At 62.8% G+C, this 23,715-nt stretch carries 20 protein-coding genes; 13 read left to right on the top strand and 7 right to left on the bottom strand.

The features are described 5' to 3' along the window. The first annotated feature begins 3 nt into the window (after positions 1–3). Together HWV67_RS07645 and HWV67_RS07650 are read left to right on the top strand one after the other, a co-directional pair. Positions 4–1,659: a hypothetical protein gene (locus HWV67_RS07645; protein ID WP_175650646.1), complete on the top strand. Its 1,656-nt coding sequence runs from the start codon at positions 4–6 to the stop codon at positions 1,657–1,659. Further along, positions 1,656–3,485 (top strand): putative Ig domain-containing protein, encoded by a 1,830-nt coding sequence (locus HWV67_RS07650; protein ID WP_175650647.1) that lies wholly within the window; start codon positions 1,656–1,658, stop codon positions 3,483–3,485. Before HWV67_RS07645 ends, HWV67_RS07650 begins: the two co-directional genes overlap by 4 nt. On the opposite strand, the gene HWV67_RS07655 is transcribed toward HWV67_RS07650, so the two are convergent. Continuing rightward, positions 3,469–3,939: a hypothetical protein gene (locus HWV67_RS07655; RefSeq protein WP_175650648.1), complete on the bottom strand. Its 471-nt coding sequence runs from the start codon at positions 3,937–3,939 to the stop codon at positions 3,469–3,471. The genes HWV67_RS07650 and HWV67_RS07655 overlap by 17 nt on opposite strands. Then, entirely contained in the window at positions 3,936–4,295 is a 360-nt protein-coding gene (locus HWV67_RS07660; protein WP_175650649.1) for a hypothetical protein, read from the bottom strand. The genes HWV67_RS07655 and HWV67_RS07660 overlap by 4 nt, the downstream gene beginning before the upstream one ends. 215 nt (positions 4,296–4,510) lie before the next feature. On the opposite strand from HWV67_RS07660, the gene HWV67_RS07665 reads away from it, so the two are divergent. Further along, positions 4,511–4,876 (top strand): hypothetical protein, encoded by a 366-nt coding sequence (locus HWV67_RS07665; protein ID WP_175650650.1) that lies wholly within the window; start codon positions 4,511–4,513, stop codon positions 4,874–4,876. A 72-nt stretch (positions 4,877–4,948) separates the two neighbouring features. On the opposite strand, the gene HWV67_RS07670 is transcribed toward HWV67_RS07665, so the two are convergent. Together HWV67_RS07670 and HWV67_RS31635 are read right to left on the bottom strand one after the other, a co-directional pair. Continuing rightward, positions 4,949–6,802 carry an ABC transporter ATP-binding protein gene (locus tag HWV67_RS07670; RefSeq protein ID WP_175650651.1) on the bottom strand — a complete coding sequence of 618 codons (1,854 nt, stop codon included), beginning with the start codon at positions 6,800–6,802 and terminating at the stop codon, positions 4,949–4,951. A gap of 85 nt (positions 6,803–6,887) precedes the next feature. Next, a complete protein-coding gene (locus tag HWV67_RS31635; RefSeq protein ID WP_175650652.1) occupies positions 6,888–7,721 on the bottom strand; it encodes a deaminase in 834 nt (277 codons plus the stop codon). A gap of 344 nt (positions 7,722–8,065) precedes the next feature. Between HWV67_RS31635 and HWV67_RS07680 the strand changes: the two genes are divergently transcribed. The 8 genes from HWV67_RS07680 (at position 8,066) to HWV67_RS07715 (ending at position 18,159) form a co-directional block, all read left to right on the top strand. Further along, positions 8,066–8,740 (top strand): hypothetical protein, encoded by a 675-nt coding sequence (locus HWV67_RS07680; RefSeq protein ID WP_175650653.1) that lies wholly within the window; start codon positions 8,066–8,068, stop codon positions 8,738–8,740. A 178-nt stretch (positions 8,741–8,918) separates the two neighbouring features. Beyond that, positions 8,919–9,467 (top strand): GNAT family N-acetyltransferase, encoded by a 549-nt coding sequence (locus HWV67_RS07685; RefSeq protein WP_175650654.1) that lies wholly within the window; start codon positions 8,919–8,921, stop codon positions 9,465–9,467. A gap of 283 nt (positions 9,468–9,750) precedes the next feature. Then, positions 9,751–12,168 (top strand): glucose/quinate/shikimate family membrane-bound PQQ-dependent dehydrogenase, encoded by a 2,418-nt coding sequence (locus HWV67_RS07690; RefSeq protein ID WP_175650655.1) that lies wholly within the window; start codon positions 9,751–9,753, stop codon positions 12,166–12,168. Between the two features lie 92 nt (positions 12,169–12,260). Then, a complete protein-coding gene (locus tag HWV67_RS07695) occupies positions 12,261–13,538 on the top strand; it encodes a carbohydrate porin (protein ID WP_175650656.1) in 1,278 nt (425 codons plus the stop codon). 266 nt (positions 13,539–13,804) lie between these two features. After that, on the top strand, positions 13,805–15,040 hold the full coding sequence (gene eutH / locus HWV67_RS07700) for an ethanolamine utilization protein EutH (protein WP_175650657.1): 1,236 nt from the start codon (positions 13,805–13,807) through the stop codon (positions 15,038–15,040). Between the two features lie 29 nt (positions 15,041–15,069). Then, positions 15,070–15,873, top strand: a complete 804-nt coding sequence (locus HWV67_RS07705) for a helix-turn-helix transcriptional regulator (protein ID WP_175650658.1) — start codon at positions 15,070–15,072, stop codon at positions 15,871–15,873. Positions 15,874–16,093: 220 nt separating this feature from the next. After that, a complete protein-coding gene (locus HWV67_RS07710; RefSeq protein ID WP_175650659.1) occupies positions 16,094–16,861 on the top strand; it encodes an SDR family NAD(P)-dependent oxidoreductase in 768 nt (255 codons plus the stop codon). 26 nt (positions 16,862–16,887) lie between these two features. Then, entirely contained in the window at positions 16,888–18,159 is a 1,272-nt protein-coding gene (locus HWV67_RS07715) for a D-arabinono-1,4-lactone oxidase (protein ID WP_175650660.1), read from the top strand. 94 nt (positions 18,160–18,253) lie between these two features. Here HWV67_RS07715 and HWV67_RS07720 read toward each other — a convergent pair whose 3' ends face one another. Continuing rightward, positions 18,254–18,754, bottom strand: coding sequence for an AAA family ATPase (locus tag HWV67_RS07720; protein ID WP_175650661.1), 501 nt, complete (start codon positions 18,752–18,754; stop codon positions 18,254–18,256). A 177-nt stretch (positions 18,755–18,931) separates the two neighbouring features. Between HWV67_RS07720 and HWV67_RS07725 the strand changes: the two genes are divergently transcribed. Further along, entirely contained in the window at positions 18,932–20,854 is a 1,923-nt protein-coding gene (locus HWV67_RS07725) for a tyrosine-protein phosphatase (RefSeq protein ID WP_175650662.1), read from the top strand. Between the two features lie 29 nt (positions 20,855–20,883). Here HWV67_RS07725 and HWV67_RS07730 read toward each other — a convergent pair whose 3' ends face one another. Continuing rightward, positions 20,884–21,864 carry a helix-turn-helix transcriptional regulator gene (locus HWV67_RS07730; RefSeq protein ID WP_175650663.1) on the bottom strand — a complete coding sequence of 327 codons (981 nt, stop codon included), beginning with the start codon at positions 21,862–21,864 and terminating at the stop codon, positions 20,884–20,886. 81 nt (positions 21,865–21,945) lie between these two features. Then, complete coding sequence (locus HWV67_RS07735; RefSeq protein ID WP_175650664.1) at positions 21,946–22,368, bottom strand: MerR family transcriptional regulator; 423 nt, start codon at positions 22,366–22,368, stop codon at positions 21,946–21,948. 81 nt (positions 22,369–22,449) lie between these two features. On the opposite strand from HWV67_RS07735, the gene HWV67_RS07740 reads away from it, so the two are divergent. Beyond that, positions 22,450–23,691 carry an NADH:flavin oxidoreductase/NADH oxidase family protein gene (locus HWV67_RS07740; protein ID WP_175650665.1) on the top strand — a complete coding sequence of 414 codons (1,242 nt, stop codon included), beginning with the start codon at positions 22,450–22,452 and terminating at the stop codon, positions 23,689–23,691. Positions 23,692–23,715: the final 24 nt, after the last annotated feature.

Consider the following 23,715-nt stretch of genomic DNA (forward strand, 5'->3'; position numbering starts at 1 on the left):
CCCGTGTCCGTCGAACTGATGCAGATCTACAATCACTTTCGTCATGCCGACCAGGCGGACCTCAAGGATGAAAACCTGGCGTCTGTGGCGGAATATGCGGCCTGGTTTATTGGGGCGGATGCTGTCCTCACATCGTTGAACGTCGATAAGACAGAGTCGGCTTTCTACGATGATGACGAGGACATCGAGGATCAGCCACGAAAGAAGCACAGATCGGAAATCCCCTACACTCTGGATGACGATACCGATCTGGAGGAAGGTCAACCGCTGCTGTTCAACTGGGTAGCTCGCAGTTCCAACGCAGAAGAAACCCTTATGGGTGATGGCGAGTCCGGCCTGGACGTAACCACTGTAAGGGTCGATGCCGAAGTCAATTACAAGGGCACGCTTTTACGGGTACACATCGAGTTCACGGAGAACGTCTTCGGCCCGGTGACCACGTTGGTCATTGAAGGCACCGACGGTGAGGGCTTCCTTGAGCAGTGGGCAAGCGACACCTGGCAACCGCAACTGGAAAATATCGCCTTGGACGAACCCGTCATAGTCTGCAGCTCGACGGCATCGTCGTTTTGCCACGGGAACATCTGTTTCTCCCTCAAGGCTGGCGTCAGCATGATCTTGAAGGCCATACCTGGCGATAACCTCAAAAAGATAATCAAAGGCCCGGAACCGTTGTACATGTACGGGCTCTTGCTGGATGGCGACTTCAATTGGGTGCCGATGTATCTGAAGAGCTTTCCCTTCTTCCAGGTTGAGCTCGGCGCGACGATACGACTACAAGGCTGTTTCTTCGATATCAGCACCAAGACTCCGGAACAACCCTCCAGCGAGGAGGAAGAGGACGAGGCTGAAACCAAGGTCCACGGAGAACCGGCCCCCTTCGCACAGCTCAATCTTGGCGGCCAGGTCTGGGCCGACAACAACTATGTGCCCCTATGGGCGGAAGTACCTGCCGACAATGAAGTGATCGCATTTCGTCTGGCGGGCACCCAATACCGCCTTCCCTGGACGCTCGGCGAGCTGAAACCGCTGTTCGCTGGCAATTCGGCGACCCAGGACGCCTTCGCCTCAGTCATCAACAACGTGGAGGACTGGAAGTACCACATCACCTCCATGGAGTACTTCTACGACCTGTACACACAGACGCTCTATAGCCTGTCGATTCAGTTGGCGCTCCTGAATACGGGTGCATCTGTCTCGCCGGGCGGCGTACGGGTCGATCTGGAGCAAATGGAACTCCACTGCAACGTAGGCGCTCCGGACACGAAGCACGCCGCCTCGCTCTGGGCCGAGGGGGTTGGCAGCATCGCAGGCCTCAAGATGCCGGTGAGCATTACCTGGGGAACCGAGGTCGCCCTGACCGCAGACGGTGATGGTGTGCCCCCTGAAAACCTCCTGGCGACACTTGACATCAAAATGCCCGAGCCCGACCCGGAGATGATTGGCATTGCCGATTACCGAATAGAGTTTCTGCCGCCCGACTGGAAACCCCGGCTGTCGATGCAGCCGCTTTACCAGGCAAAAGACATGAGCGCAGAGGGCGACGAAGATGACGACACACCCGACGGGCCGATCGTGCTGAACCAGGCGGGCGTGGTCAGTTGGCCAAGACCTCTTGCTCGTCGCAGAAGGCCTGTGCCAAGGAAGCCGAACCAATGACCGATCTGCGAATCATCAGTTGGAACATCAAGGACTTTGCCAATACGCGCTACACCAAGAACTGCAACAAGATCCAGGAGCAGTTGTATGACGGCGTAAACCAGCTATGCGACATCTTCGTCATCATTGAACCCAAACCCGGTGTGAGCAAAGGCAAGCTGGGACAAGTGGTAAGTAAAGGCTCGGGTTACAAGGCCATGCTGACGCTGTTCGACTGGCTGTCGTTGAAAAGTGGCAACTGGAAGATGGTGCCGCCCCTGATGTCCAGTAACGACACCCGGGTTGATTGTGTCGCTGTGTATTACGACTCAAGCAAAGTTGCGATCGACGGCCCGAACCTGGATGTGGTCTGCCCCGAACCTCGCCCGGTGAATCCGCCGTGGAAGGATGTTCACCCCGGCCAGATAAAACACTGCGACCTTACGGGAGCAAAGTTGAACTTCCAGGGGCGCAACCCCTACCTGATGAAGTTCCGCGAAGTAACGGCAGTGGCCGAGACAACCAATTGGGTCACGACATTGACCATCAAGGCGGCGCCAGCACCTGTCGTGCCCGCTTCGGTGCTGACTATCACCTCCCCCGCCGCGCTGCCAACAGCGACTTGCGCTGAGGCCTACAACACGCTGCTCGCCAGTGACGGTGCCACAGGCGCAGTGACCTGGAAGGTGAAGACCGGCTCGACGCTGCCCGTATGGTTGAACCTGACTACCGCCACGGGCGCCCTTCAGGGAACGCCTCCCGCTACTGGCATCTTCACCTTCGATGTAGAAGCAACGGACTCCTCGGCTACCCGTTCGCAAAGCTGTACGCTGGAGGTCAAGACCATTGCCCTCACGTCGTCCGCGGCGCTGCCGAGCACTTCGCAGAACAATTACTACCTGTTCGAGCCGCGAGCCGAATGGGTTCGGGGCACCCCGAAATGGAGCATCGCGGGGGCATTACCCTCAGGGCTGGGCATCGACACAAACGACGGCGTGATTTACGGCAACGTGGACGACACAGCCACCACGCAGACGTTCGATATCGAAGTCACCGATGACAACCTGGTCAAGGCAACCCAGACCTGCACCATTACCGTGACGAACGCCTTGACCATCACCACGCCCCACTTGCCGGACGGCACGGAAAACCAGCCTTACTTCGTGGAGCTGGGCGCCACGGGCGGATATCGGCCAACCGCCTGGACCACCTCGAGCATGCTGCCCGCCGGGCTGGAACTGTCCAGGTCGGGCCTCCTCGAGGGCACGCCGACGGCATCGGGCACCTTCAACCTGACATTCGAGGCGAGCTGCTATCCAGGGTTCTTTCTGGTGGCCCTGCACGCTCCGCCGCAGGCGGGCAAGAACTATGTCAACAACGCCAATATCCTGATGGTCAAGAAACTCAACGACCTGCGGGAAATCACTACCGAGCGGCTGCAGACCAACACCGTGCTGGTGGGCGACTACAACGTCTGTGACCGAACGTGCTGCGCCACCAAGGATGATCATCAGGCCTTCACCAGCATGGCGACAACGTTTGTGAGGCACATGCCAGCCAACCCCAGGAGCAGCCTTGCCGTTTTCGCTGGCGGCAATGCGGACGACGATTTAAAGGATGAGTGGAAGCGCAATGCTTTCGACCACGTATTCACCAACGGCTTCCAGGGCACTGACATCACCAACCTAGCGGTGGCCGATCTGGTCGTCGAACACGCCACTTATGTCCCGAAAGCCGCCGCTGTGAACACCATTACCCAGAAGGAATGGAACGCCATCTTTCGCGTGGTGCTGTGGAGCGCAGGAGTCAGCGATCACCTGCCGGTGAGATTTACTCTGACCATATGAGCGAATCGCGCTCCCAGGGGGGCTCGAAGTATCTGTCTTCCTGCTCCGGGTCGTCAGCCTGCGTCGGCGCCACAGCACTCCGCGTTCTGGGCACGACGCTGATCGCGTAAGCGCCCTCGGTACTGTCGGATGCTTCCACCCTGACCGTGAATGTCTCAGGGTCGGCACTGATGCCCTCGAACTTCACGTAGCCCTTGTCGTCGGTCTTTTGCGTCAGACCGTCGCCTTGGGGAATTTTCAGCGTGCAATCGGCCTGCGCGACGGGTTGTCCGCTGTTGTCCAGCACCGTGAGTTCCAGCCAGACCTTGCCCTGCTGGCACGGCAACACCGGCTCCAGCGTCGCACTCGCGCCCCGGGTCGTCCTGGCGGCGGAATCCATCGCCTGCAACGAATCCGTAGCGCGAACGGGTGGTACGTCTTCATACACACCCGGCTGACTGTCCCAGGCACTCACGCCCTTGCCCTCAGGCGCTGCGCGGCACCGTCGGTGAGCTGGTCCAGTCTGGTGGCGAAGGTCAGGCGTTCGTTGCGAAGAATGCGCCGGGCCCACTCGCCTTCCGGCGCCAAGTGAAAGCGCTCGCCCAAGGCCAGTTGCAAATTGAAGAAGCGCATGAACTCTTCCTCGCTGCCCATCCCGCACTCGCGGGCTTCATCCATGCTGGCGAGGACTCGGGGGACCAGCTCTTCAGCGCTCACCTTGCCCAGTTTTTGCGGCCAGTGTTCGATCGCCGCCTGGGCGATGCGCAGCGCCGCTGCACGGTAGACCGGCTGCGCCAGGATCGCCATCTGTGAATCACGAATCAGCAGCACGCCTCACTTTCTCCATGGCTACGTAGGATCGGGCATTTCCGGGCAGGAAGTATGCCGAACGGGGCATTGCCAGTCGAGACGCATCGGCCGACCTGCATACAAGGCCCGGGCTCAACAACACCGGTTAATTTTTTACGGGACAAGCCACAGGTTTCCCGCACAAGCATTTCATGCTCTGATCACCCACAGCACAGACCACCAAGGACACGTCATTCATGGATAGCGCTTTCCCCCAACTCCGCGACCGCCTGCACAACCGCCGCTTCGCCGTCGCCGCCAATGCCAGCGGACTCTCCGGCAGCGGCACGGTGTTTCATTACCTGGTCGAGGACAACGGCATTTCCAGCACCTATCAGGGCGGGCGGATTCGCATCGGCAATCAGGTTGGCCGGGTGACAGGGCCCGACAGTATCGAACTGCTGTTCCACTGCCTGACCACAGAGGGTGAAATGCTTGCCGGCTGGTCGCGGGGGACGGTGGGGGTCGATGACACAGGGCGGACCACGCTGAGCTTTGTCTGGGGCTGGCTGTCGGGGGCATCCGGGGGCGGAGAGTCGAGCTACGTCGAGCTGGTTGACTGAACAGGAGCGAGTGCTGAAGGGCGACCGATAGCTGCCAGCCTGAGCCGCAGCTATCGACGCCCCGCTTGTTTTCTAGTCGACCGCCTCGACCACACCCTGATCCTCGCCCAGGAATCCACCGCTCTGGTGCTGCCAAAGCCGCGCATAAGTGCCGTTCTTTTCGAGCAATTGAGCGTGGGTGCCCTGTTCGATGATCCGCCCGTTATCCATGACAATCAGCCGGTCCATGGCCGCGATGGTGGACAGTCGGTGGGCGATGGCGATCACCGTCTTGCCCTGCATCATTTCATCGAGGCTTTCCTGAATGGCAACCTCGACCTCCGAATCCAGGGCGCTGGTGGCTTCGTCGAGCAACAGGATCGGCGCGTTCTTGAGCATCACCCGGGCGATGGCGATACGTTGCCGCTGTCCGCCCGACAGCTTGATACCGCGCTCGCCGACCAAGGTGTCATAGCCGGTATGGCCCTGCCGGTCGCTGAGCTGGTCGATGAAGCCCGCAGCCTGGGCATTGGCCGCAGCCTCGCGGATTTGCGCATCGGTCGCGTCGGGACGGCCATAAGCGATGTTGTCGCGGATCGAGCGGTGCAGCAGCGAGGTGTCCTGGGTGACCATGCCGATGGCGCTGCGCAGGCTGTCCTGGGTGACCCGGGAAATGTCCTGCCCGTCGATGCGGATCGCGCCGCTGTCCACATCGTAGAAGCGCAGCAGCAGATTGATCAGGGTGGATTTGCCCGCTCCGGAACGGCCCACCAGGCCGATCTTTTCACCCGGACGGATAGTCAGGCTCAGGCTATCAAGGACCTGACGCTCGCCGCCGTAGTTGAAACTGACGTTATCGAAACTCACCGCACCGCCGCTGGTGACCAGTTGGCCCGCGTCCGGCGCATCCACCACCTTGGGCCCCTGGGTCAGGGTCTGCATGCCGTCCTGCACGGTGCCGATGCTTTCGAACAGCGAGGTCATCTGCCACATGATCCAGTGCGACATGCCATTGATGCGCAAGGCCATGGCGGTGATCGCCGCCACCGCGCCGGTACCGACATCGCCCTGGTGCCACAGCCACAGTGCATAACCGCCGGCGCCGAGGATCAAGCCCACCACCAGCGTCTGGTTGACGATCTCGAACAAGCTGACCAGACGCATCTGGCGAAAGCCGGTTTCCTTGAAGTCTTCCATCGCCGCGCGAGCGAAGTGCGCCTCGCGCTTGGAGTGGGAGAACAGCTTCACCGTGGTGATGTTGGTGTACGCGTCCGACACCCGACCGGTCATGGATGAGCGCGCGTTGGCCTGTTCCTGCCCGACCTTGCCCAGGCGCGGCACGAAATACAGCATGGCCAGCCCGAACAGGACAATCCAGGCAAGAAACGGCAGCATCAGCTTCAGGGCGAAGCCGCCGGCCAGGGCGATGATCGCGATGAAATACACGCCGATACCGGGGAGGATTTCGATCAGGGTGAACAACACCTCGCGCACCGCCAAGGCGGTCTGCATCACCTTGGTGGTGACGCGGCCAGAAAACTCGTCGGAGAAGAAGGAAAGGCTCTGCCGCAGCATCAGGCGGTGGAAGTCCCAGCGCAGCCGCAACGGCAAATTGATCGCCAGGACCTGGTGCTGGACCATGGTCCGCAGCGCCACGATCCCGATGCTGGTGACCAGCACGATGGCGATCCCCCACAACACACGGCTTTCCTGCCCCGCTTCAGCGCCGCCGGCCTTCCAGGCCGAAAGCAAGTCCACGACCTGGCCAAGAAAGGCAAACAGCCAGGCCTCGTAGATCGACACTGCGGCGCTCAGCAGCGCGAAGAGAAGGATGTAGCCACGGGCGCCGCGCGTGCAGGCCCACAGGAAACGCATCAGGCCGACGGGGGGCGGAGGTAGTTCGTCAGGGGGAAACGGGTCGAGGCGTCGTTCGAAAACACGAAGCATGGTGATCTCTGTAAAAAGTGAAAGTGGCGTAAGTCTGTCATTCGACAGAGGCTTTTTGTGCGATTGAGTTCAAGAGCGAAACATTTTACGAAGACAGGCAATGGCTCAAGCCAGAGAAATCCACTTCGTAAATGCCCCGCGCTGCCCGGACCGGCACCGGCGGCGTGATTGGCCGGACATCGATCAGTTCCCAGGCAAGCCAGCCCTGCGCGTAACTGCTGGCGCAGGCGGCCGGGATGTCGGCCTCAACGAAAGGGCGAACCGCCCTGACCCGAACGATCGCGACGGCATGACCATCGTCTTCATCGCCATCTGCGTGAAGGAAGCGCTCGTTTTCAACAATCAGCAGGTCCTCGTTTGGGTCCAGATGCGGGTGCCAGCGGCGCACTTCGAGGGTTTTCTGGCCAGATGCAATGCGCCCGCCGTTGGGGCTCACGATGGACAGGGCTTTGAGGGGCTGCTCGCGGTGCAAGTACGGGCCCAGGTCCCGACGAGCCTGGTCTTCAAGCAACCCTACCGTGACCTCAATTCCAGCTTGTCGGAGCATGGCAACGCCGGCTCCGGCATTACGGGGGTCGGGATCGAGCATCGAGACATGCACCCGCGCGATACGTGTGGCAATCAACGCCAGGGCGCATGAAGGTGTCCGGCCGGCGAAAGAGCAAGGCTCCAACGTGACGTAAGCCGTCAGGTCATCGAGCCCCTGCTCCAATTGTGAAAGGGCCATCGCTTCTGCGTGATGCTGTCCTGGTGACTGGGTGTAGCCACTGGCAATGACGGAGCCATGGCGCACGATGACGCATCCGACGGGAGGGTTGGGCAGACAATCAGGAAGCGCGCGTCGTCCTTGATCGAGCGCCTGCCTCATGAAAAACGAGTCTGTATCGGAGAACGCATTTAGTTCGCTTGGAAGCGACATACCAGGGTCCTTGGTAGCGATATGACGCGGTCAGGATACAGGGTGAGCCCTTGAGATGCTGTGATCGCGTTTGCGCGACGGATGCTGGAGGCAGATTACCGGGGCGCAGCTTGACCCGTCGCAGGATCGATAGATGGCCACTCGACATCAGCCCCTTCGCCTTGCCACACTGCCTCTCGTTCACACAAGGGATCCTCTGCCATGGAAAGCGTCTCAGCCCTCAAGACAGCGCGCCTGCTGCTCCCGCTGCAACCGCGCGACGCCCCGCCATCCGGCAGCCGAACCCGGCAAGAAAAGAAACCCAACATATCAGCGAGCAACCATCCATCCTGAAGGGGAGTCTTATGAGCACCTACTACACCATCAATGTCACCAACAATTCAGACTCAGGCCAGGGCTTCTTTTTCTTCCAGGCGCCGATCAGTTCTACCGTTGGGGCGGCGCAGTCACACTCCCTGTTCCAGGCAAATTTGCCGGCTTACGCGAGCTCGGGATCGGTGCTGACATTCTGCGTTTCGCAACAGTACTACGCGTGTGCCCAGACCGAACTTCCGACAGCCGCAACGAACATCCCGTTCAACGGCATCACCTCCAGCCAGCCGATCGAGCTGGCCCTGCCAGCAGGCCCTTCGGACAACAATTCGACCAATTTGAGCGTCAATCCGTTGGGCCTGTCGCCCGCCTACCCGCAAGCAGGCGTGATGCCAGGTGCATTTAGAATCGTCACGCCTGCCTACGACGCCGAGACGAACGGAATTATCAATATCGGCCTGGCCGTCAAATTTCCCCGCGATGGTTCCATAGCCATATCAAGCCTGCTCGAGGCAGCGCCCAACCTGACCGTTGACTGCCAACCAAACCTGCAGTTCTACGTGCAGATCGGAGCATTCCAACAAGGCGCCTGGCTCAACTTCCCTATCGCAGCCGAGGGCGCCGCTGTCTGCGATGCCAGCACCGGAGAAAGCACATTCAACGTTACTTACAACCTGGACCGGACGTGGACGGTGACTGCTCAGTAAAGTAGCTCACACCTTCATGGCGGCTATGCACAGGGCGCCTTCGCGCGCGCCGGGTGCCTAGGTCCGGTCTACCAACCTGCGCATAGCCGCCACCCCTTCGGTGATGTCAAGTGGCCCCTCGACATCACCGCCCTTGCGTTGCGAAACTACCCCTCGCCCCCGCAAAGGATCCTGCGCCATGCACAGCACCCCCATCCTCAAAACCGCCCGTCTGCTACTGACCCCGCTGCAACTGGCCGACGCCTCCGCCATTCAGCAGCTCTTTCCCCATTGGGAAGTGGTTCGCTACCTAGACAGCCGCGTGCCCTGGCCTTATCCCGATGACGGTGCGCTGACCTACGTCCGCGACATCGCCCTCCCCGCCATTGCCGCAGGTCGCGTATGGCACTGGATGATTTGTCTCGCGGCGGAGCCTGAGCAGAAGATCGGCAGCATCTGCCTGTACGACGAGCCCGGCAACAACCGCGGCTTTTGGCTCGCGCCGCAATGGCAGGGTCAGGGCTACATGCGGGAGGCGTGCGAGGTGATCAATGCTTATTGGTTCGAGACTCTGGGGCGGCCTGTCATGCAAGTGCCTAAGGCGGTGGAGAACGAGGGCTCGCGCAAGGTTTCCATTCGCGAGCGGATGCGGTTGGTGGCGACACAGGAAGGACGTTTCGTGTCAGGCGCCATGCTGAAAGAGGTGTGGGAGATGACGCGGGAGGAGTGGCTTCATCGATCGAACTGAAGCCGTTGACGCCCCCTCTCCAGCCTGCCCCCCAGACCATGGCACGTTGCAAAATTGCAGGAGCGGCTTTAGCCGCGATGCGCCGCACCAGCGGCGCTCGATCTCAACAACGCCGCAACACCATTGGCAAGCGCCAACCAGCAAACCACCCCGCCGCCGTCTAATCTCCCCTTTGTCAAGTCGACCAATTGCGTGCATTTGTCGCAGCTTTTTTAATGGACCACCTAGTTAATTAGCTAGCTAAGCGTATAATCGCCCGCATTCACACAGCGAGATGTTCCGCATGAAACAACCTTCTCAGGCCTCTGGCCTCAGCAAATTCATCCTCATCGGGCTGGGCGTGGTCGTCGCCCTGCTCGGCCTTGCACTGGCCGCGGGCGGGGTTCGTCTGACCTCTCTGGGCGGCAGTTGGTACTTCCTGATCGGTGGCCTGGCCATGGCGGTCGCGGGGGTGTTGATCGCCCTGCGCAAAGCGGCCGGTGCCTGGCTGTTCGCCGCGTTCCTGGTCGGCACCGCCGTCTGGGCATTGGTGGACACCGACCGTAGCTTCTGGCCGATGTTCTCCCGCCTGTTCATGTTCAGCGCCATCGGCTTCGTCGTCGCGCTGGTCTATCCGACGCTGGTGCGCGCTTCTGGCGGTACCGCCGGGCGCGGTGCCTACGGCGTCGCGGGCGTGCTGGCGATCGCGCTGGTGTGGGCGGTTGGCAATATGTTCGTCGCGCACCCAACCGTCGCCGCCAACGGCAACGGTCCGGGCCTGACCCCGGTGGACCCGGCCAAGGCGCAAAAAGACTGGGCCCACTACGGCAACACCGAGGGCGGCAGCCGCTTCGCCGCGCTTGACCAGATCAACCGCGACACCGTCAACAAGCTGAAAGTGGCCTGGACCTACCAGACCGGCGACGTCGCCATCAGCGACGGCAACGGTGCCGAAGACCAGCTCACCCCGCTGCAGATCGGCGACAAGGTGTTCATCTGCACCCCGCACAACAACCTGATCGCACTGGACGCCGACACCGGCAAAGAGCTCTGGAAAAACCAGATCAACGCCCAGTCCAAGGTCTGGCAGCGTTGCCGCGGCATGGCCTATTTCGACGCCACCCAGGCCGTCGCGCAGCCGACCCAGCCCAACAGTTCGCCGATCATCGCGGCAACGGTTGCGGCCGGCGCCAACTGCCAGCGTCGCCTGCTGACCAACACCATCGACGCCCGCCTGATCGCAGTCGACGCCGATACCGGCGAGTTCTGCCAGGGCTTCGGCAACAACGGCCAGGTTGACCTCAAGGCCGGCCTGGGCGACGTGCCCGATTCCTACTATCAACTGTCCTCGGCACCGCTGATGGCCGGCACCACCGTGGTGGTCGGCGGTCGCGTTGCGGACAACGTGCAGACCGACATGCCCGGCGGCGTGATCCGTGGCTTCGATGTGATCACCGGCGCCATGCGCTGGGCCTTCGACCCGGGCAACCCGGAAGACAAGCAGGCGCCGAACGGCGACAGCACCTACGTGCGCAGCACGCCGAACAGCTGGGCGCCGATGTCCTACGACCCGGCGATGAACACCGTGTTCCTGCCGATGGGCAGTTCGTCCACCGACATCTATGGTGCCGAGCGTACCGCGCTGAACCACAAGTACGGCGCTTCGATCCTCGCGGTCGACGCCAGCACCGGCGCCGAGAAGTGGGTCTACCAGACCGTGCACAACGACCTCTGGGACTTCGACCTGCCGATGCAGCCAAGCCTGATCGACTTCACCAAGGACGATGGCAACACCGTCCCTGCGCTGGTCATCGGCACCAAGGCCGGGCAGATCTACGTGCTCGACCGTGCCACCGGCCAGCCGCTGACCAAGGTCGAAGAAGTCCCGGTGAAAGCCGCCGGCATCCCCGACGAGCAGTACTCGGCCACCCAGCCACGCTCGGTCGGCATGCCGCAGATCGGCGCGCAAACCCTGACCGAGTCGGACATGTGGGGCGCCACCCCGTATGACCAACTGCTGTGCCGCATCGACTTCAAGAAAATGCGCTACGACGGCCTCTACACCGCTCCGGGCACCGACCTGTCGCTGAGTTTCCCAGGCTCCCTCGGCGGGATGAACTGGGGCAGCCTGTCCACCGATCCGGTGCACGGTTTCATCTTCGTCAACGACATGCGCCTGGGCCTGTGGATCCAGATGATCCCGTCGGCCAACCAGGGCAAGGCCGCCGGTGGTGGTGAAGCGCTGAACACCGGCATGGGCGCGGTACCGCTCAAAGGCACGCCATATGCGGTGAACAAGAACCGCTTCCTGTCGGTTGCCGGCATTCCGTGCCAGGCCCCGCCTTACGGCACCCTGACCGCCATCGACATGAAGACCCGTCAGGTTGCCTGGCAGGTCCCGGTCGGCACCGTGGAAGACACCGGCCCGCTGGGCATCCGCATGCACCTGCCGCTGCCGATCGGCCTGCCGACCCTTGGCGGCACCCTGTCGACCCAGGGCGGCCTGGTATTTATCGCCGGCACCCAGGACTTCTACCTGCGCGCCTTCGACAGCGGCAACGGCAAGGAAATCTGGAAATCCCGTCTGCCGGTGGGCAGCCAGGGCGGCCCGATGACCTATGTCTCGCCGAAGACCGGCAAGCAGTACGTGGTGATCACCGCCGGTGGTGCGCGTCAGTCGACCGACCGCGGCGACTACGTCATCTCCTACGCCCTGCCGTGACCTGACCCCGCGCCCGCCCTTGCGGCGGGCGCGCGTTTTCCCGCGCGGCCTAGGCCGCGCGTTCTGTTTTGGCTTTACCGGGAACCTCCTTCATGTTTTCTGTTCTTTCCGACCGCCGTGCTGCCCTGCTGCTGGCGGCCTGCTGTCTGACCCCCGCCTTCGCTAACGCCTCCGATGTGTTCGACCGCTCGACCCTGACCGGCGACTGGGGCGGCTTGCGCAACCAACTGGAAACCGACGGCATCCGCTTTACCGGCGACTACAGCGGCGAGACCGTGTACAACGCCGATGGCGGCCTCAAGCGTTCGGCGCGTTACTCGCAGAACCTCAAGCTCGGCGTGCGCTTCGACCTGGATAAACTCTACGGCGTCGACAACGCCGGCGTGGTGCAGTTGACCATCAACGACCGACGCGGCAACGACGGCTCCGGCGACCTGGTCGGCAACCGCCTGCCGGTGCAGGAAAACTTCGGTGGCCTGTACACCCGCCTTACCGAGCTGAGCTACGAGCGCAGCCTGTTCACCCCGGCGCTGGACGTGAAACTCGGCTACATGGCCATGGGCAACGACCTCGGCGGCCTCGACAGCGGCATCCTGTGCAACTTCATGAACGCCGGTTTCTGCGGGCATCCGCTGAACATGTCTGGCGGCAGCGGCTGGACCAACTACCCCAACGCCCGCCTCGGCGTGCGCCTGAAGTACAGCTTCAACCCGGCCTGGCAGGTACGCGTCGCGGCGTTCGCCGTCGACCCGGAGAGCAACGGCAACTCCAGCCGTGCCTGGCATGTCATGCCCAAGCACAAGACCGGCACCGTAGTGCCGGTGGAGCTGGTGTACAAGAAACTCGATGGCCTGGCGGGCGAATACAAACTGGGCTGGTACTACGACAGCTCCGACGCCAAGCGCATCGGCAGCAACGAAGAAGTCGCCGGTCGCGGCGGCCATTACCTGCTGCTGGACCAGGCCGTGTGGCAGTCCGGCGCGCTGTCCGGCCAGAGCCTGCATGTGTTCGGCCAGGCTGCGGCGGCCAGTTCGGCGGCGTCGCCGTTCAGCAAGTGGTACAGCACCGGCGTGGTGCTCAAGCAGCCGTTCGCCAGCCGCCCCAATGACACGGTGGCACTCGGTTTCGGCCGCGCGGTGCCTAATCCACGCAGCCGCGAAGTGCAGGAACAGAACGCCCTCGCCAATGGCCAGGACTTCCCCAACCTGGGCAACGCCGAGCGCCTGATCGAACTGAGCTACGGCTACCAGGCGACCCCATGGCTGATGCTGCGCCCGGATGTGCAGTACATCATCGAACCGGGGGCTTTCTCGGGCAGTGATATCGATAATGCGCTGGTGTTTGGATTGCAGGTAAAGGCTGCGCTTTGACGTAGCCAGCGATAGCGGCCGGCCGGCAACAGGGTTGTTGCGGCCGGCCTCATCGCCAGCAATTCCAGCAAAATTTCATCCCCCCTCCTATACCCCCCGGTATATGTACAGAACGGCGCCCGCCGCCGTACCTTGCCTATCACTCCGGCAAGCGTCCCTCACAACAATCCCGCCCCCGGAGCCGGCGCCAGCCTTGCGCTTCGGCGTCGCCCTGCAGCATCCCTGTCCAACTGCCAATAAACCGAACAAGAGAAGAGGCAGCAATCATGGAAAACATCGGCACGTACATCATTTACCTGATCATGGCCTGCGCCGTGATTGGCGCCATCGCCTCGATCGTCGACGCCGAGTCGGCGCTCGGCAAGGAGTTCACTGCGGGGCTGCACAGCATTGGCCCGATCTTTATTCCGGTCGCCGGGATCATGGCGTCGATTCCCTATATTTCCAGCTTCATCGCCACCTTCATCGCGCCGATATTCCAGTGGATGGGCGCCGACCCGGGGATAGCCGGGCCGATCTTCATCGCCTCCGACATGGGCGGCTATCAACTGGCCCACAGCCTCGCGCAAAGCCCCGAGGGCTGGATCCTCGGCCTGCTGACCGGCTTCCAGTCCGGCGCCACGGTGATCTTCGTCATTCCGGTGGGGCTGGCGATGCTGCGCAAGGTCGATCACAAGTACATGGCGCTCGGGGTCATGGCCGGGCTGTTGACCATCCCCCTGAGCATCCTGGTGATTGCCCTGGTGACCCAGTTCCTCGGCCTCGGTGTGCGGGCGGATGTCGCCACCACCGGCGCCGCCACCCAGGCCCTGCACTTCACCCTGCCGATGCTGTTGCGCAACCTGATGCCGCTGATCCTGTTCTGCCTCGCCCTCGCCGCCGCCCTGCGCTACCTGCCCGGACTGATGGTGACGCTGTTCCTGAAACTGGGTCAGCTCATGTATCTGCTGGTAACACTGGTGCTGGTCGCCTCCATCGTCGAGTACTTCACCTCCGCCTTCAGCCACCTGTTCGGCGGCTGGGGCTTCGCGCCGATCATTGCCGACCAGGCCGACCAGTTCCGCGCCCTGGAAATCGCCGGCTACATCGGCATCATGCTGTGCGGCGCGTTCCCGATGGTGTACCTGATCAAGCGCTTCCTGTCCCGGCCGATCGAGAAGGTCGCGACACGCCTGGGCCTGTCCGCAGTGGGCGCCGCCGGTGTGCTGGCCGCGTCGTGCAATATCCTGGCGATGTTCCGCCTGGTGCAGGACATGCCGGCCAAGGACAAGGTGCTGGTCATCGCCTTCTCGGTCTGCGCCGCCTTCACCTTCGGCGACCACATGGCCTTCTCGGCCAACTTCCAGCCCACCCTGATCCTGCCCCTGATCATCGGCAAATTGACCGGCGGCGCCCTTGGCATGCTTCTGGCTTACTGGCTGGCGGTGCCGAAAGCCGTGGAAATGGATCTTTCGGACATCGCCGGGCAAGCGCACTTCGAGGCCGCGCCCCGGCTTGTTTGAGCCCGAAACCAGAAGGCGTGGCAATCACAATGAGAGCTGAAGAAGCGACACGCCTGTCGGCGGTCATACGCGCGGCAGGCAGCGAGGCACTGGGCGGTGCGCTAGATGAGATGGTCCGCGACACGCTGGCATTCGATATGAGCTGCGCCTACCTGTTCCGCTTCAACCACAACGCGCTGCTGATCCACAACGGCTACAACCAGTCGGTGCCGGAAAAGACCCTGGCCGCCTACCTGCGCGGCGGCTATCTGCTTGATCCGTTCTATGTCGCCTGTATCAACGAACACCCCGCCGGCCTCTGGCGCATGAGCGACCTGGCCCCCGACAGCTTCTTTTCATCGGGCTTCGCCATCTCCAGGGACCTGCATCCCTGTGTGTCGTCCGAACAAGGCAGCGAGATCGAGGAAGTCGGCTTCATCGTGCCCATCCGCCCACAGGTCGCGGTGGTCTATTCACTGATGCGCAATCTCGCCAAAGGGCCGTTCAGCGACGACGAACTGACGGAACTGGGGCGGATGGCGCCGGTGCTGTCAGCGGTCTTCGAACTGCATTGCCGGCTGGCCCTCGGCGACCAACTGGTGGACCCGCAACGCAGCGATGTGATGCTCGAAGACGCCTTCATCGACATGCTCCAGGGGCAACTGACCGATACCCAGCGCTATGTGGCCAAACTGGTGTTGCAGGGGCACAGCAGTACTTCGATCGCACGCACCCTGAATATCTCCGAAGGCACGGTAAAAGTGCACAAGCACAATATCTACCAGCGCCTGGAGATCTCCACTTACGCGGAACTTTTCCGTTTATTCATCAACTACATCGCCAGAACTTCCTGAACAGCGACCGTTACTGTCCCGGGCCTCTGCAACAGGCACCGGGGCTTTTTCGTGCGCGAATCCGGTGCAACTTCCAATCGATTTAAATCACCCCCTCTATACCGCCAGGTATATGGTCTTCCACAACTTTCCCGTTCATTCTCGATACCACAGCGCCAGTTGCTGCCCTCCAATAAAAGCACTTCATTACGTGGCCTGTTCCACGTTCAGGAGAAACACAATGAGTGGACGCCTCAACGGCAAAGTTGCCCTTGTCACCGGTGGTGCGGGAGGCTGCGGCCTGGCTGCATCGGAACTGTTCGCCGCCGAGGGCGCACGGGTAGGGATTGTCGACCTGCCGAGCAGCGATGGCAGCCGCATTGCCCATGCCCTGCGGGAGGCCGGTCAAGACGTGGTGTTCGCAGCGGCGGATGTGTCCGACGCGGCGCAAGTGGCCGCCGCCGTGGCCAGTGTGGAAGAAGCGTTCGGCCCGATCACCGTCTTGATGAACCACGCCGGCATCCTCTGCGCCAAGCCCTTTCTCGACACCACCGAAGAGGACTGGGACCGGATCATGGCGGTCAACGTCAAGAGCATGTTCCTCGTGACCAAGGCCGTGTTGCCGGGAATGCTCGCGGCGGGTGGCGGCAGCATCGTCTGCACGTCGTCGATCTCGGCGGTGGTGGGTACGCCGATGGAGGTGCTGTATTGCACCAGCAAGGGCGCCACCCATATGTTCGCCCGGGCCATCGCGGTCGAGTACCGTGATCGCGGTATCCGTTCCAACGCCATCTGCCCCGGCTTTATCGCCACCGCTCACGGCCTGCGCGAAATCGACACCCTGGGCAAATACGGCGTAGATGTCACCGAGGCGGCAATCGCCGCAGCCCAGGGCCGCCTGTGCCGTCCCGAAGAAATCGCCGCCGCTGCGCTGTTTCTCGCCAGCGACGACGCCAGTTTCGTCAACGGCGCGCACCTGTTCGCCGACAACGCCTACACCGCTCTCTGACCAGAACAACAAGCAGGAGATCTATCGTGACCACCTCGTCGAACAACATGCACATCAATGAGTTCGGGCTGGAGCACGCCCACTGGCGTAACTGGGCCGGCAACCAGTCCTGCATCCGTGCCGAGCGCGGCGCGCCGACCAGTGAAGACGAACTGTGCAGCCTGGTCAGCGACGCAACGCGCCGGGGCCTGAACGTGCGCGTCGCCGGGTCCGGGCATTCCTTCACGCCCGTGGCGCTGACCAACGGCCTGCACCTGACCCTGGGCAACCTCAGTGGCATCCGCCATATCGACTACGAGCGCAAACGGGTTACCGCCGGTGCCGGAACCACCGTCAACGCCTTCGGCAAGGCCCTGCGGGATGCCGGGTTTTCCATGATCAACCAGGGCGATATCGACAGTCAGTCCATCGCCGGCGCCCTCACCACCGGCACCCACGGCACCGGCCTGCAACTGGGCAACCTGGCGTCGTCGATCGTCGGCATGAAGCTGGTCCAGCCGGACGGCCGTATCATCGTCGTCGACGAAACCACCCCGGACCTGCTCCAGGCCGGGCGGGTCTCGCTGGGCGTGCTGGGCATCGTCTCCGAACTGACGATGCAGGTGACCGACAGCTTCCACCTGCACGAACGCATCTGGCGGGAAGACTTCGAAAGCGTGATGGAAAAGCATGACGAACTGGCCAGGACGCACCGGCACTTCAGCTTCTTCTGGTGCCCTACCGAACGCAGCCGTCACTGCTACTGCCTGCCCGACACCGCGGCCACCTCCAGCAGCGGCCGCACCACCGATGTCTGCGAGGTCAAGGTGATGGACATCACCGACCGGCCGCCGCTTGAAAGTGCCTTCGAAAAAATCGCCTACAGCTCCGACGTCTACCCCATCGAATACCTGCCCAACTTCCATGAACTGGAATACGCCGTGCCGCTGGCCCACGCCAAGGAAGCGTTGCGGGCCGTGCGCAAGACCATGCTCGAAGACTTCCCGGAAGCGATCTACCCGATCGAGTACCGCTTCACTGCGGGCGACGGGGCCTGGATGAGCCCGTTCTTCGAGCAGGACAGCGTGACGATTTCGGTCTCCGGAGAACCGGGTACGGACTACTGGGGATTCCTGCGTGCGGTGGATGCCATCCTGCGCAGCTATGGGGGGCGGCCGCATTGGGGCAAGTTGCACTTCCTCACCGGTGAGGATGTGGCGGCGATCTACCCACGGGCCAAAGACTTCCGCGCCCTGCGCCGCGAACTGGACCCGGAGGGGGTGTACCTGAGCGAGCATTTGAGTCCGTTGTTCAAATAGCTGTGCAACTGGCGTCATGACCACCTTTGTGGGACCAGACGATGCTACTCCCCGTAGGAGCGAGCGTGCTCGTCATGGTCCCCCAACACTCCAGTCATCCGCGAGGCATAAACCGCTGCGTAATCAGATCAACCGCCGCCTCCGCCGAAACCCGCGCCGTATCCACCGTGAACACCACCTCTTGCCACGGCTCGTATTCATGCTTCAGCACCGCCGCCCAGTCTGGCGGTACCAACCCCGGCACATCGACTTCGCGGTGCTCCACGCGGCGACGGTGTTCTTCGTGGTCTGTACACACCACCTGGACATTCAGCAGAGCCACACCAGCCTGCCCGGCGATTGCGCTCCAGGCTTCGCGGCTTTCGCGGACCGGGTTCACGCAGTCCACCACCACCGGATGGCCAAGGCGCAGATTGCCCAGCGCCAGGTCATTGGCCACGGCGTATCCGCTGACGCCCACGTCCGTTATTCCCGAGCGACGGATCGCCTGTTCGATCGAATCAACCCGCAGATAGACCGCGCCCAACCTGGACGCGAGGCGCTTGGCAATCGTGGTCTTGCCCGTTCCCGGGAGTCCGCTGAACACAATCAGCATTGTCGTTTTTCCCTTCTTCTATCGATGCCGAACATCACTGAACCAGCCTGTTTACAGACCAAAAACGCACGCCACGGACCAATCGCGCAAGCATTTCGCCAACCCCCTTTTCTGTCACATTCGCTTCCCGTTCGCCGCTGATAGTAGCCCTCCCCAAGGTTTTCCAGAGGCTACACCGTGTTCCATCGCATCCTGTGTTCGCTGTCCCTGCTCAGCCTGTCCATCGCCGCCGCCCAGGTCCAGGCCGGCGAACTCCTCGATACGCCACGACTGAAGGGTATCGACAATTTCCGCGACGTCGCCGGCACCACCAGCGCCTACACCACCAGCAATGACGGAGTGATGCGTGCCGGGCAGTTCTACCGCTCCAACGCGCTGACGCCCACCGCGTCGGACCTGACCATCCTTAACGGCCTGGGCATCAGCAACGTCTACGACCTGCGCACCCCGAGCGAGATAGCCACCACGCCGGATACCCTGCCCAGCGGGGCGCAGTACCAGAACATCGACATCATCGGCAGCACCACTTCCGGCTCCAATATCACTACCATTTCCATCAGCAGCGCCGCCCAGGCGGTGGCGATGATGGAGGAAACCAACCGCGCCTTCGTCAGCGATGCCGGCATGCGCGGGCAGTTCTCCGTGCTGTTCAACGAACTGGCCAGTGCCGACGGCGCCGCGCTGTTCCACTGCACCGCCGGCAAGGACCGCACCGGCTGGACCGCCGCCGTACTGTTGAACATCGCCGGAGTCGACAGCGGCACGATCATGTCCGACTACCTGGCCACCAACGACTACACCGCCGCCCGCGTCGCCGCGACCCTCGCCGCCATGCCGTCGAGCATGGCGGCCATCTACGGGCCAATGCTGGGCGTGCAGGCCAGCTACCTGCAAGCGGGTCTGGATGAAGTCACCGCGCAATACGGCAGCATGGACAACTACCTCAAGGAAGGCCTGGGCCTGTCGCAAGAAACCATCTACGTGCTGCGCGGCAAGATGGTCTATTACAACAGCCTGCCCGGTATGACCGGGTTCGCCGGCAACGCCGCCGCCGGCGCCCTGCTGTTGCAGCAACTGCAGAACAGCGAACTGTCCGGCACCTACAGCGCCTACAACTACTACCTGCAATCGGCCATCGATGCCGGCAGCCTCGGCGGTGTCGAATCCAGCGTCGGCGGCCAGGTGCATGCCGACGCCGCCAGCTACCTGCTGCGCCAGGGCGCGCTGATCGACCGGGCCGCCGCCAGCTACACCAGCGGCCTGGACCTCAAGGTCGGCCAGACCCGCCTGTGGACCACCGCCCTCGCCGGCTACCTCGGCACCGACGGTTCGGCCAAAGCAGCCAGCAGCAACGAACACACCCAGGGCGCGCTGTTCGGCCTGACCCAGCGCTTCTCCGAACAGCTCAGCGGCCATGCCGGTTTCGGCTACAGCCGTGGCAGCGTCGGTAGCAGCAGCGGCGATGTCGACACCGACCTGACCTTCCTCAAAGCCGGCGCCCGCTATGCACCGGGCAGCCTGGAACAGGGCCTGTTCATCGACGCCGGGATCAGCGCCGGCTGGCTCGACTACAGCGGCAAACGGGAACTGGGCGCCGGCCTCGGCAGCGCCAAGGGCGACACCCACGGGACATTGAGCGGCGCCAATCTCGCGCTGGGCTATCGCATTCCATTGAGCGGCATGACCCTGGAACCGAGCCTGGGGCTGCGCGTCAGCCACCTCGACCTCTCCGGTTTCCAGGAAAAAGGCAGCGAACTGGCGCTGGACGTTGATGTCCTCCAGGCCACCCGGCGCAGCGCCACGGCAGGCGTGAAAGCCACCTTCGCCGCGGTCGACCTGAGCGGCGGCTGGCAACTGGTGCCGGGCATCGAACTGGGTTACGACCATGCCCTCGGCGATCATCAAGTGCAAAGCGATGGCCGCCTGCTCGGGCTGGATATCCAGCAACGCGCAGCCTTCGACAACCGCGACCAGTTCAACGGTGCCTTCAGCCTGACCGCCAGCCTCGATGCCCTGAGCATTGGAGCCGAGGTCGGTGCTATCGCCGGCGGTGAAAGCCACGGGGTCAGTGGCAACCTCAAGGCCAGCTATCAGTTCTGACTGAAAGCTAGCCCGGCCTCACAGCCGGGCTAGCGTCCCTTTCTGAGTTCTGACGGACTCACACCATAGGCATTCTGGAAGTACTGGCAGAAACGTCCGACGTTGCTGAATCCAAGGCTCAGCGACAGCTCACTGATGGACTGGCCGCAATCCCCGCGCAGCGCCGCATGCGCCCGCTCCAGACGCACCTGCCGCTGGTAGCCGACGATCGAATTGCCCACGAAACGCCGGAACCCGTCCTGCAACGCCCGCAGACTGACGTTGCTCAGTGCCGCCAGCTCGGTGCCGCTCACCAGCGCATCCGGATGCTCACGGATGTACTCGACGGCCAGCTTCACATGACGCGGCGCAATCTGCGGCGCCGGTGCGTGCAGCGCTTCACTGTGGTTGTGCGGCCAGGCCTCCAGCACCGCGTCCACCAGCATCTCCTGCAGACGCAGTGGCATCAGCGCGCTGGAATTGATCAGCCCGTCGAACGCACTGCCGGTGGCCATCGAGATAATCGCGCGGATGCCCTGGAAGCTGTCGGCAGTCAGGTCCACCACCGGCTGGAAGCGCACTTTGTCCATCACCGGCCTGCCGAGCAGCGTCGCCAGCCGCCGGGCGAACAACTCGCGCCGCACGGAAATGCCGTACTGCTGATGGCCATCGACAAAACTCACCGAGCGCACCTCGGCCTTCTCCACCGCCAGGCCATAGCGCGGAGTACCCACCTGATCGTCGCCCAGCGCGAAAACGATCCGCCCCGCCGTAGGAAAGACAAAAGTGATCTCGTCATCCATATCGGGCAATTGCGTCGTGAAATCGCCGCGGTAACTCATCCGCCGAAAGCTGACGCCCTCGTAACGGCCATAAACGCCGGCGATGACCACCTTGCGGTCCAGGCGCGGCAGATGGGCATAAAGACTGCCGAACATGCGGGTAAAGAGCGCGCCGAACTCGTCGGCACTGAGGTCCGCCGAGCGGATCAGGAACTGCTTGCGGGGTGGGGCGGAAATCACCTGGGTCATCAACCTTTTGGTGGCGGGCGCCGGGATGCTGGCAGGTGGGGATGACAGTGATGTTTCAGGGTGTTGCCAATACCCTGACCCTCAGCGATCGCCCGCGTCGCCCCTCTCACGCAGCCGCTCCAGCAACTGCTGCGCATTGTCCACACACGCCTGGCCCGGCGGTGGATTCTCGATGCTTTCGATTGCGACCAGCAACTGCGCCTTGTTATGTGCCAGGCGCTGCTGCAGTACCTCGATTTCCGCCACCTTGCGCTTCAGGCCCGCCAGCAGCTCATCGTGCTGCCAACCGCTGGCCGACAGCGGCAGCAGGCTTCGAATCTCCTCCAGGGAAAAACCGGCCTGCTGCGCGCCGGTGATGATTTCCAGAATCCACACAGCCTCCGCCCCATAAGTCCGATAGCCGTTGGACGTGCGCTCGACCGCGCTCAACAGACCACTCGCCTCGTAGAAGCGAATCCGCGAGGCTGCCAACCCGCTACGTTTTGCCAGTTGTCCGATCTTCATGCTCACTTCACCGAAAAATGCTTGACCTTAAAGTTCACTTTAAACCTAAGGTTGCTCCACGACCAACCGAGGTGAGCCCGCATGAGCCTGTTCGATCCACTGCCCCTGCCCAACGGCGCGATCATTGTGAATCGCATCGCCAAGGCCGCCATGGAAGAAAACATGGCGGATGACGACCATGCGCCCTCCGACCACTTGATTCGCCTGTACCGCGCCTGGGCCGACGGCGGCGCCGGGCTGCTGATCAGCGGCAACGTGATGGTCGACGGCCGTGCGATGACCGGGCCCGGCGGCGTGGTACTGGAAGACGACGGGCACCTGCAGCGCTTCAGCGCATGGGCGCAGACCGGCCAGGCCAATGGCGCGCAGTTCTGGTTGCAGATCAACCATCCCGGCCGGCAGATGCCCGCCAACCTCGGCCAGCCGACCTGGGCGCCGTCGGCAGTGCCGCTGGCGCTGGGCAATATGTCGCGGCACTTCGCCCTGCCTCAGGCCATGAGCGCCGAGATGATCGATGAGGTGATCCAACGCTTCGCCAACAGTGCCCGCCTCGCGGAACAGGCCGGCTTCAACGGCGTGCAGATCCATGCCGCCCACGGCTATCTGCTCAGCCAGTTCCTGTCGCCGCTGAGTAACCAGCGCAGTGATCAATGGGGCGGTTCGCTGGAAAATCGCGCCCGCCTGTTGCTGGATATCGTCAAGGCCGTACGCGCGGTGGTTTCACCGCAGTTCGCCGTGGCGGTCAAGCTCAACTCCGCCGACTTCCAGCGCGGCGGCTTCAGCGCCGACGATGCCCGCGCCGTGCTGCAACTGCTCAACCCGCTGGCGGTGGATCTGGTAGAGCTCTCCGGCGGCAGTTACGAAGCCCCGGCCATGCAAGGCGATGCCCGCGACGGCCGCACGCTGGCCCGAGAGGCGTATTTCATCGAGTTCGCCAAGGACCTGCAAACCGTCGCGAAGATGCCGCTGATGGTCACCGGCGGCATCCGTCGCCGCCCGGTGGCAGCAAGCGTGATCGCCTCCGGCCTCGCGATGGCGGGCATCGGCACCGCACTGGCGATCGACCCCGGTCTGCCCAACGCCTGGCGCAACGGCCAGGAAACCGCCCCGGCCCTGCGCCCCATTACCTGGAAGAACAAGGTGCTGGCGTCGCTGGGGAACATGGCGGCGGTGAAGTACCAGCTACGCAGGCTGAGTCGGGGCCAGGCGGCGATACCGGCGGTGGCGCCGTTGTGGGCGCTGCTGGTGCAGCAAGCAGGGACAGCGCTGCGCGCACGACAATATCGGCGGTGGGTGGCGGGACGTGGCGGTGAACGCGGTTGAGATCGGGCGCCGCTGGCGTGATAC

The sequence above is a fragment of the Pseudomonas sp. Marseille-P9899 genome (genome assembly GCF_903166565.1).
Lineage (GTDB): Bacteria > Pseudomonadota > Gammaproteobacteria > Pseudomonadales > Pseudomonadaceae > Aquipseudomonas > Aquipseudomonas huaxiensis.

Excerpts from the sequence above, each read along its gene's own strand:
- HWV67_RS07665 (WP_175650650.1), top strand. The coding sequence starts at position 4,511 with ATGGATAGCGCTTTCCCCCAACTCCGCGACCGCCTGCACAACCGCCGC.
- HWV67_RS07680 (WP_175650653.1), top strand. The coding sequence starts at position 8,066 with ATGAGCACCTACTACACCATCAATGTCACCAACAATTCAGACTCAGGC.
- HWV67_RS07735 (WP_175650664.1), bottom strand. The coding sequence starts at position 22,368 with ATGAAGATCGGACAACTGGCAAAACGTAGCGGGTTGGCAGCCTCGCGG.
- HWV67_RS07730 (WP_175650663.1), bottom strand. The coding sequence starts at position 21,864 with ATGACCCAGGTGATTTCCGCCCCACCCCGCAAGCAGTTCCTGATCCGC.
- HWV67_RS07690 (WP_175650655.1), top strand. The coding sequence starts at position 9,751 with ATGAAACAACCTTCTCAGGCCTCTGGCCTCAGCAAATTCATCCTCATC.
- HWV67_RS07650 (WP_175650647.1), top strand. The coding sequence starts at position 1,656 with ATGACCGATCTGCGAATCATCAGTTGGAACATCAAGGACTTTGCCAAT.
- HWV67_RS07720 (WP_175650661.1), bottom strand. The coding sequence starts at position 18,754 with ATGCTGATTGTGTTCAGCGGACTCCCGGGAACGGGCAAGACCACGATT.
- HWV67_RS31635 (WP_175650652.1), bottom strand. The coding sequence starts at position 7,721 with ATGTCGCTTCCAAGCGAACTAAATGCGTTCTCCGATACAGACTCGTTT.
- eutH (WP_175650657.1), top strand. The coding sequence starts at position 13,805 with ATGGAAAACATCGGCACGTACATCATTTACCTGATCATGGCCTGCGCC.
- HWV67_RS07685 (WP_175650654.1), top strand. The coding sequence starts at position 8,919 with ATGCACAGCACCCCCATCCTCAAAACCGCCCGTCTGCTACTGACCCCG.
- HWV67_RS07705 (WP_175650658.1), top strand. The coding sequence starts at position 15,070 with ATGAGAGCTGAAGAAGCGACACGCCTGTCGGCGGTCATACGCGCGGCA.
- HWV67_RS07740 (WP_175650665.1), top strand. The coding sequence starts at position 22,450 with ATGAGCCTGTTCGATCCACTGCCCCTGCCCAACGGCGCGATCATTGTG.
- HWV67_RS07670 (WP_175650651.1), bottom strand. The coding sequence starts at position 6,802 with ATGCTTCGTGTTTTCGAACGACGCCTCGACCCGTTTCCCCCTGACGAA.
- HWV67_RS07710 (WP_175650659.1), top strand. The coding sequence starts at position 16,094 with ATGAGTGGACGCCTCAACGGCAAAGTTGCCCTTGTCACCGGTGGTGCG.
- HWV67_RS07695 (WP_175650656.1), top strand. The coding sequence starts at position 12,261 with ATGTTTTCTGTTCTTTCCGACCGCCGTGCTGCCCTGCTGCTGGCGGCC.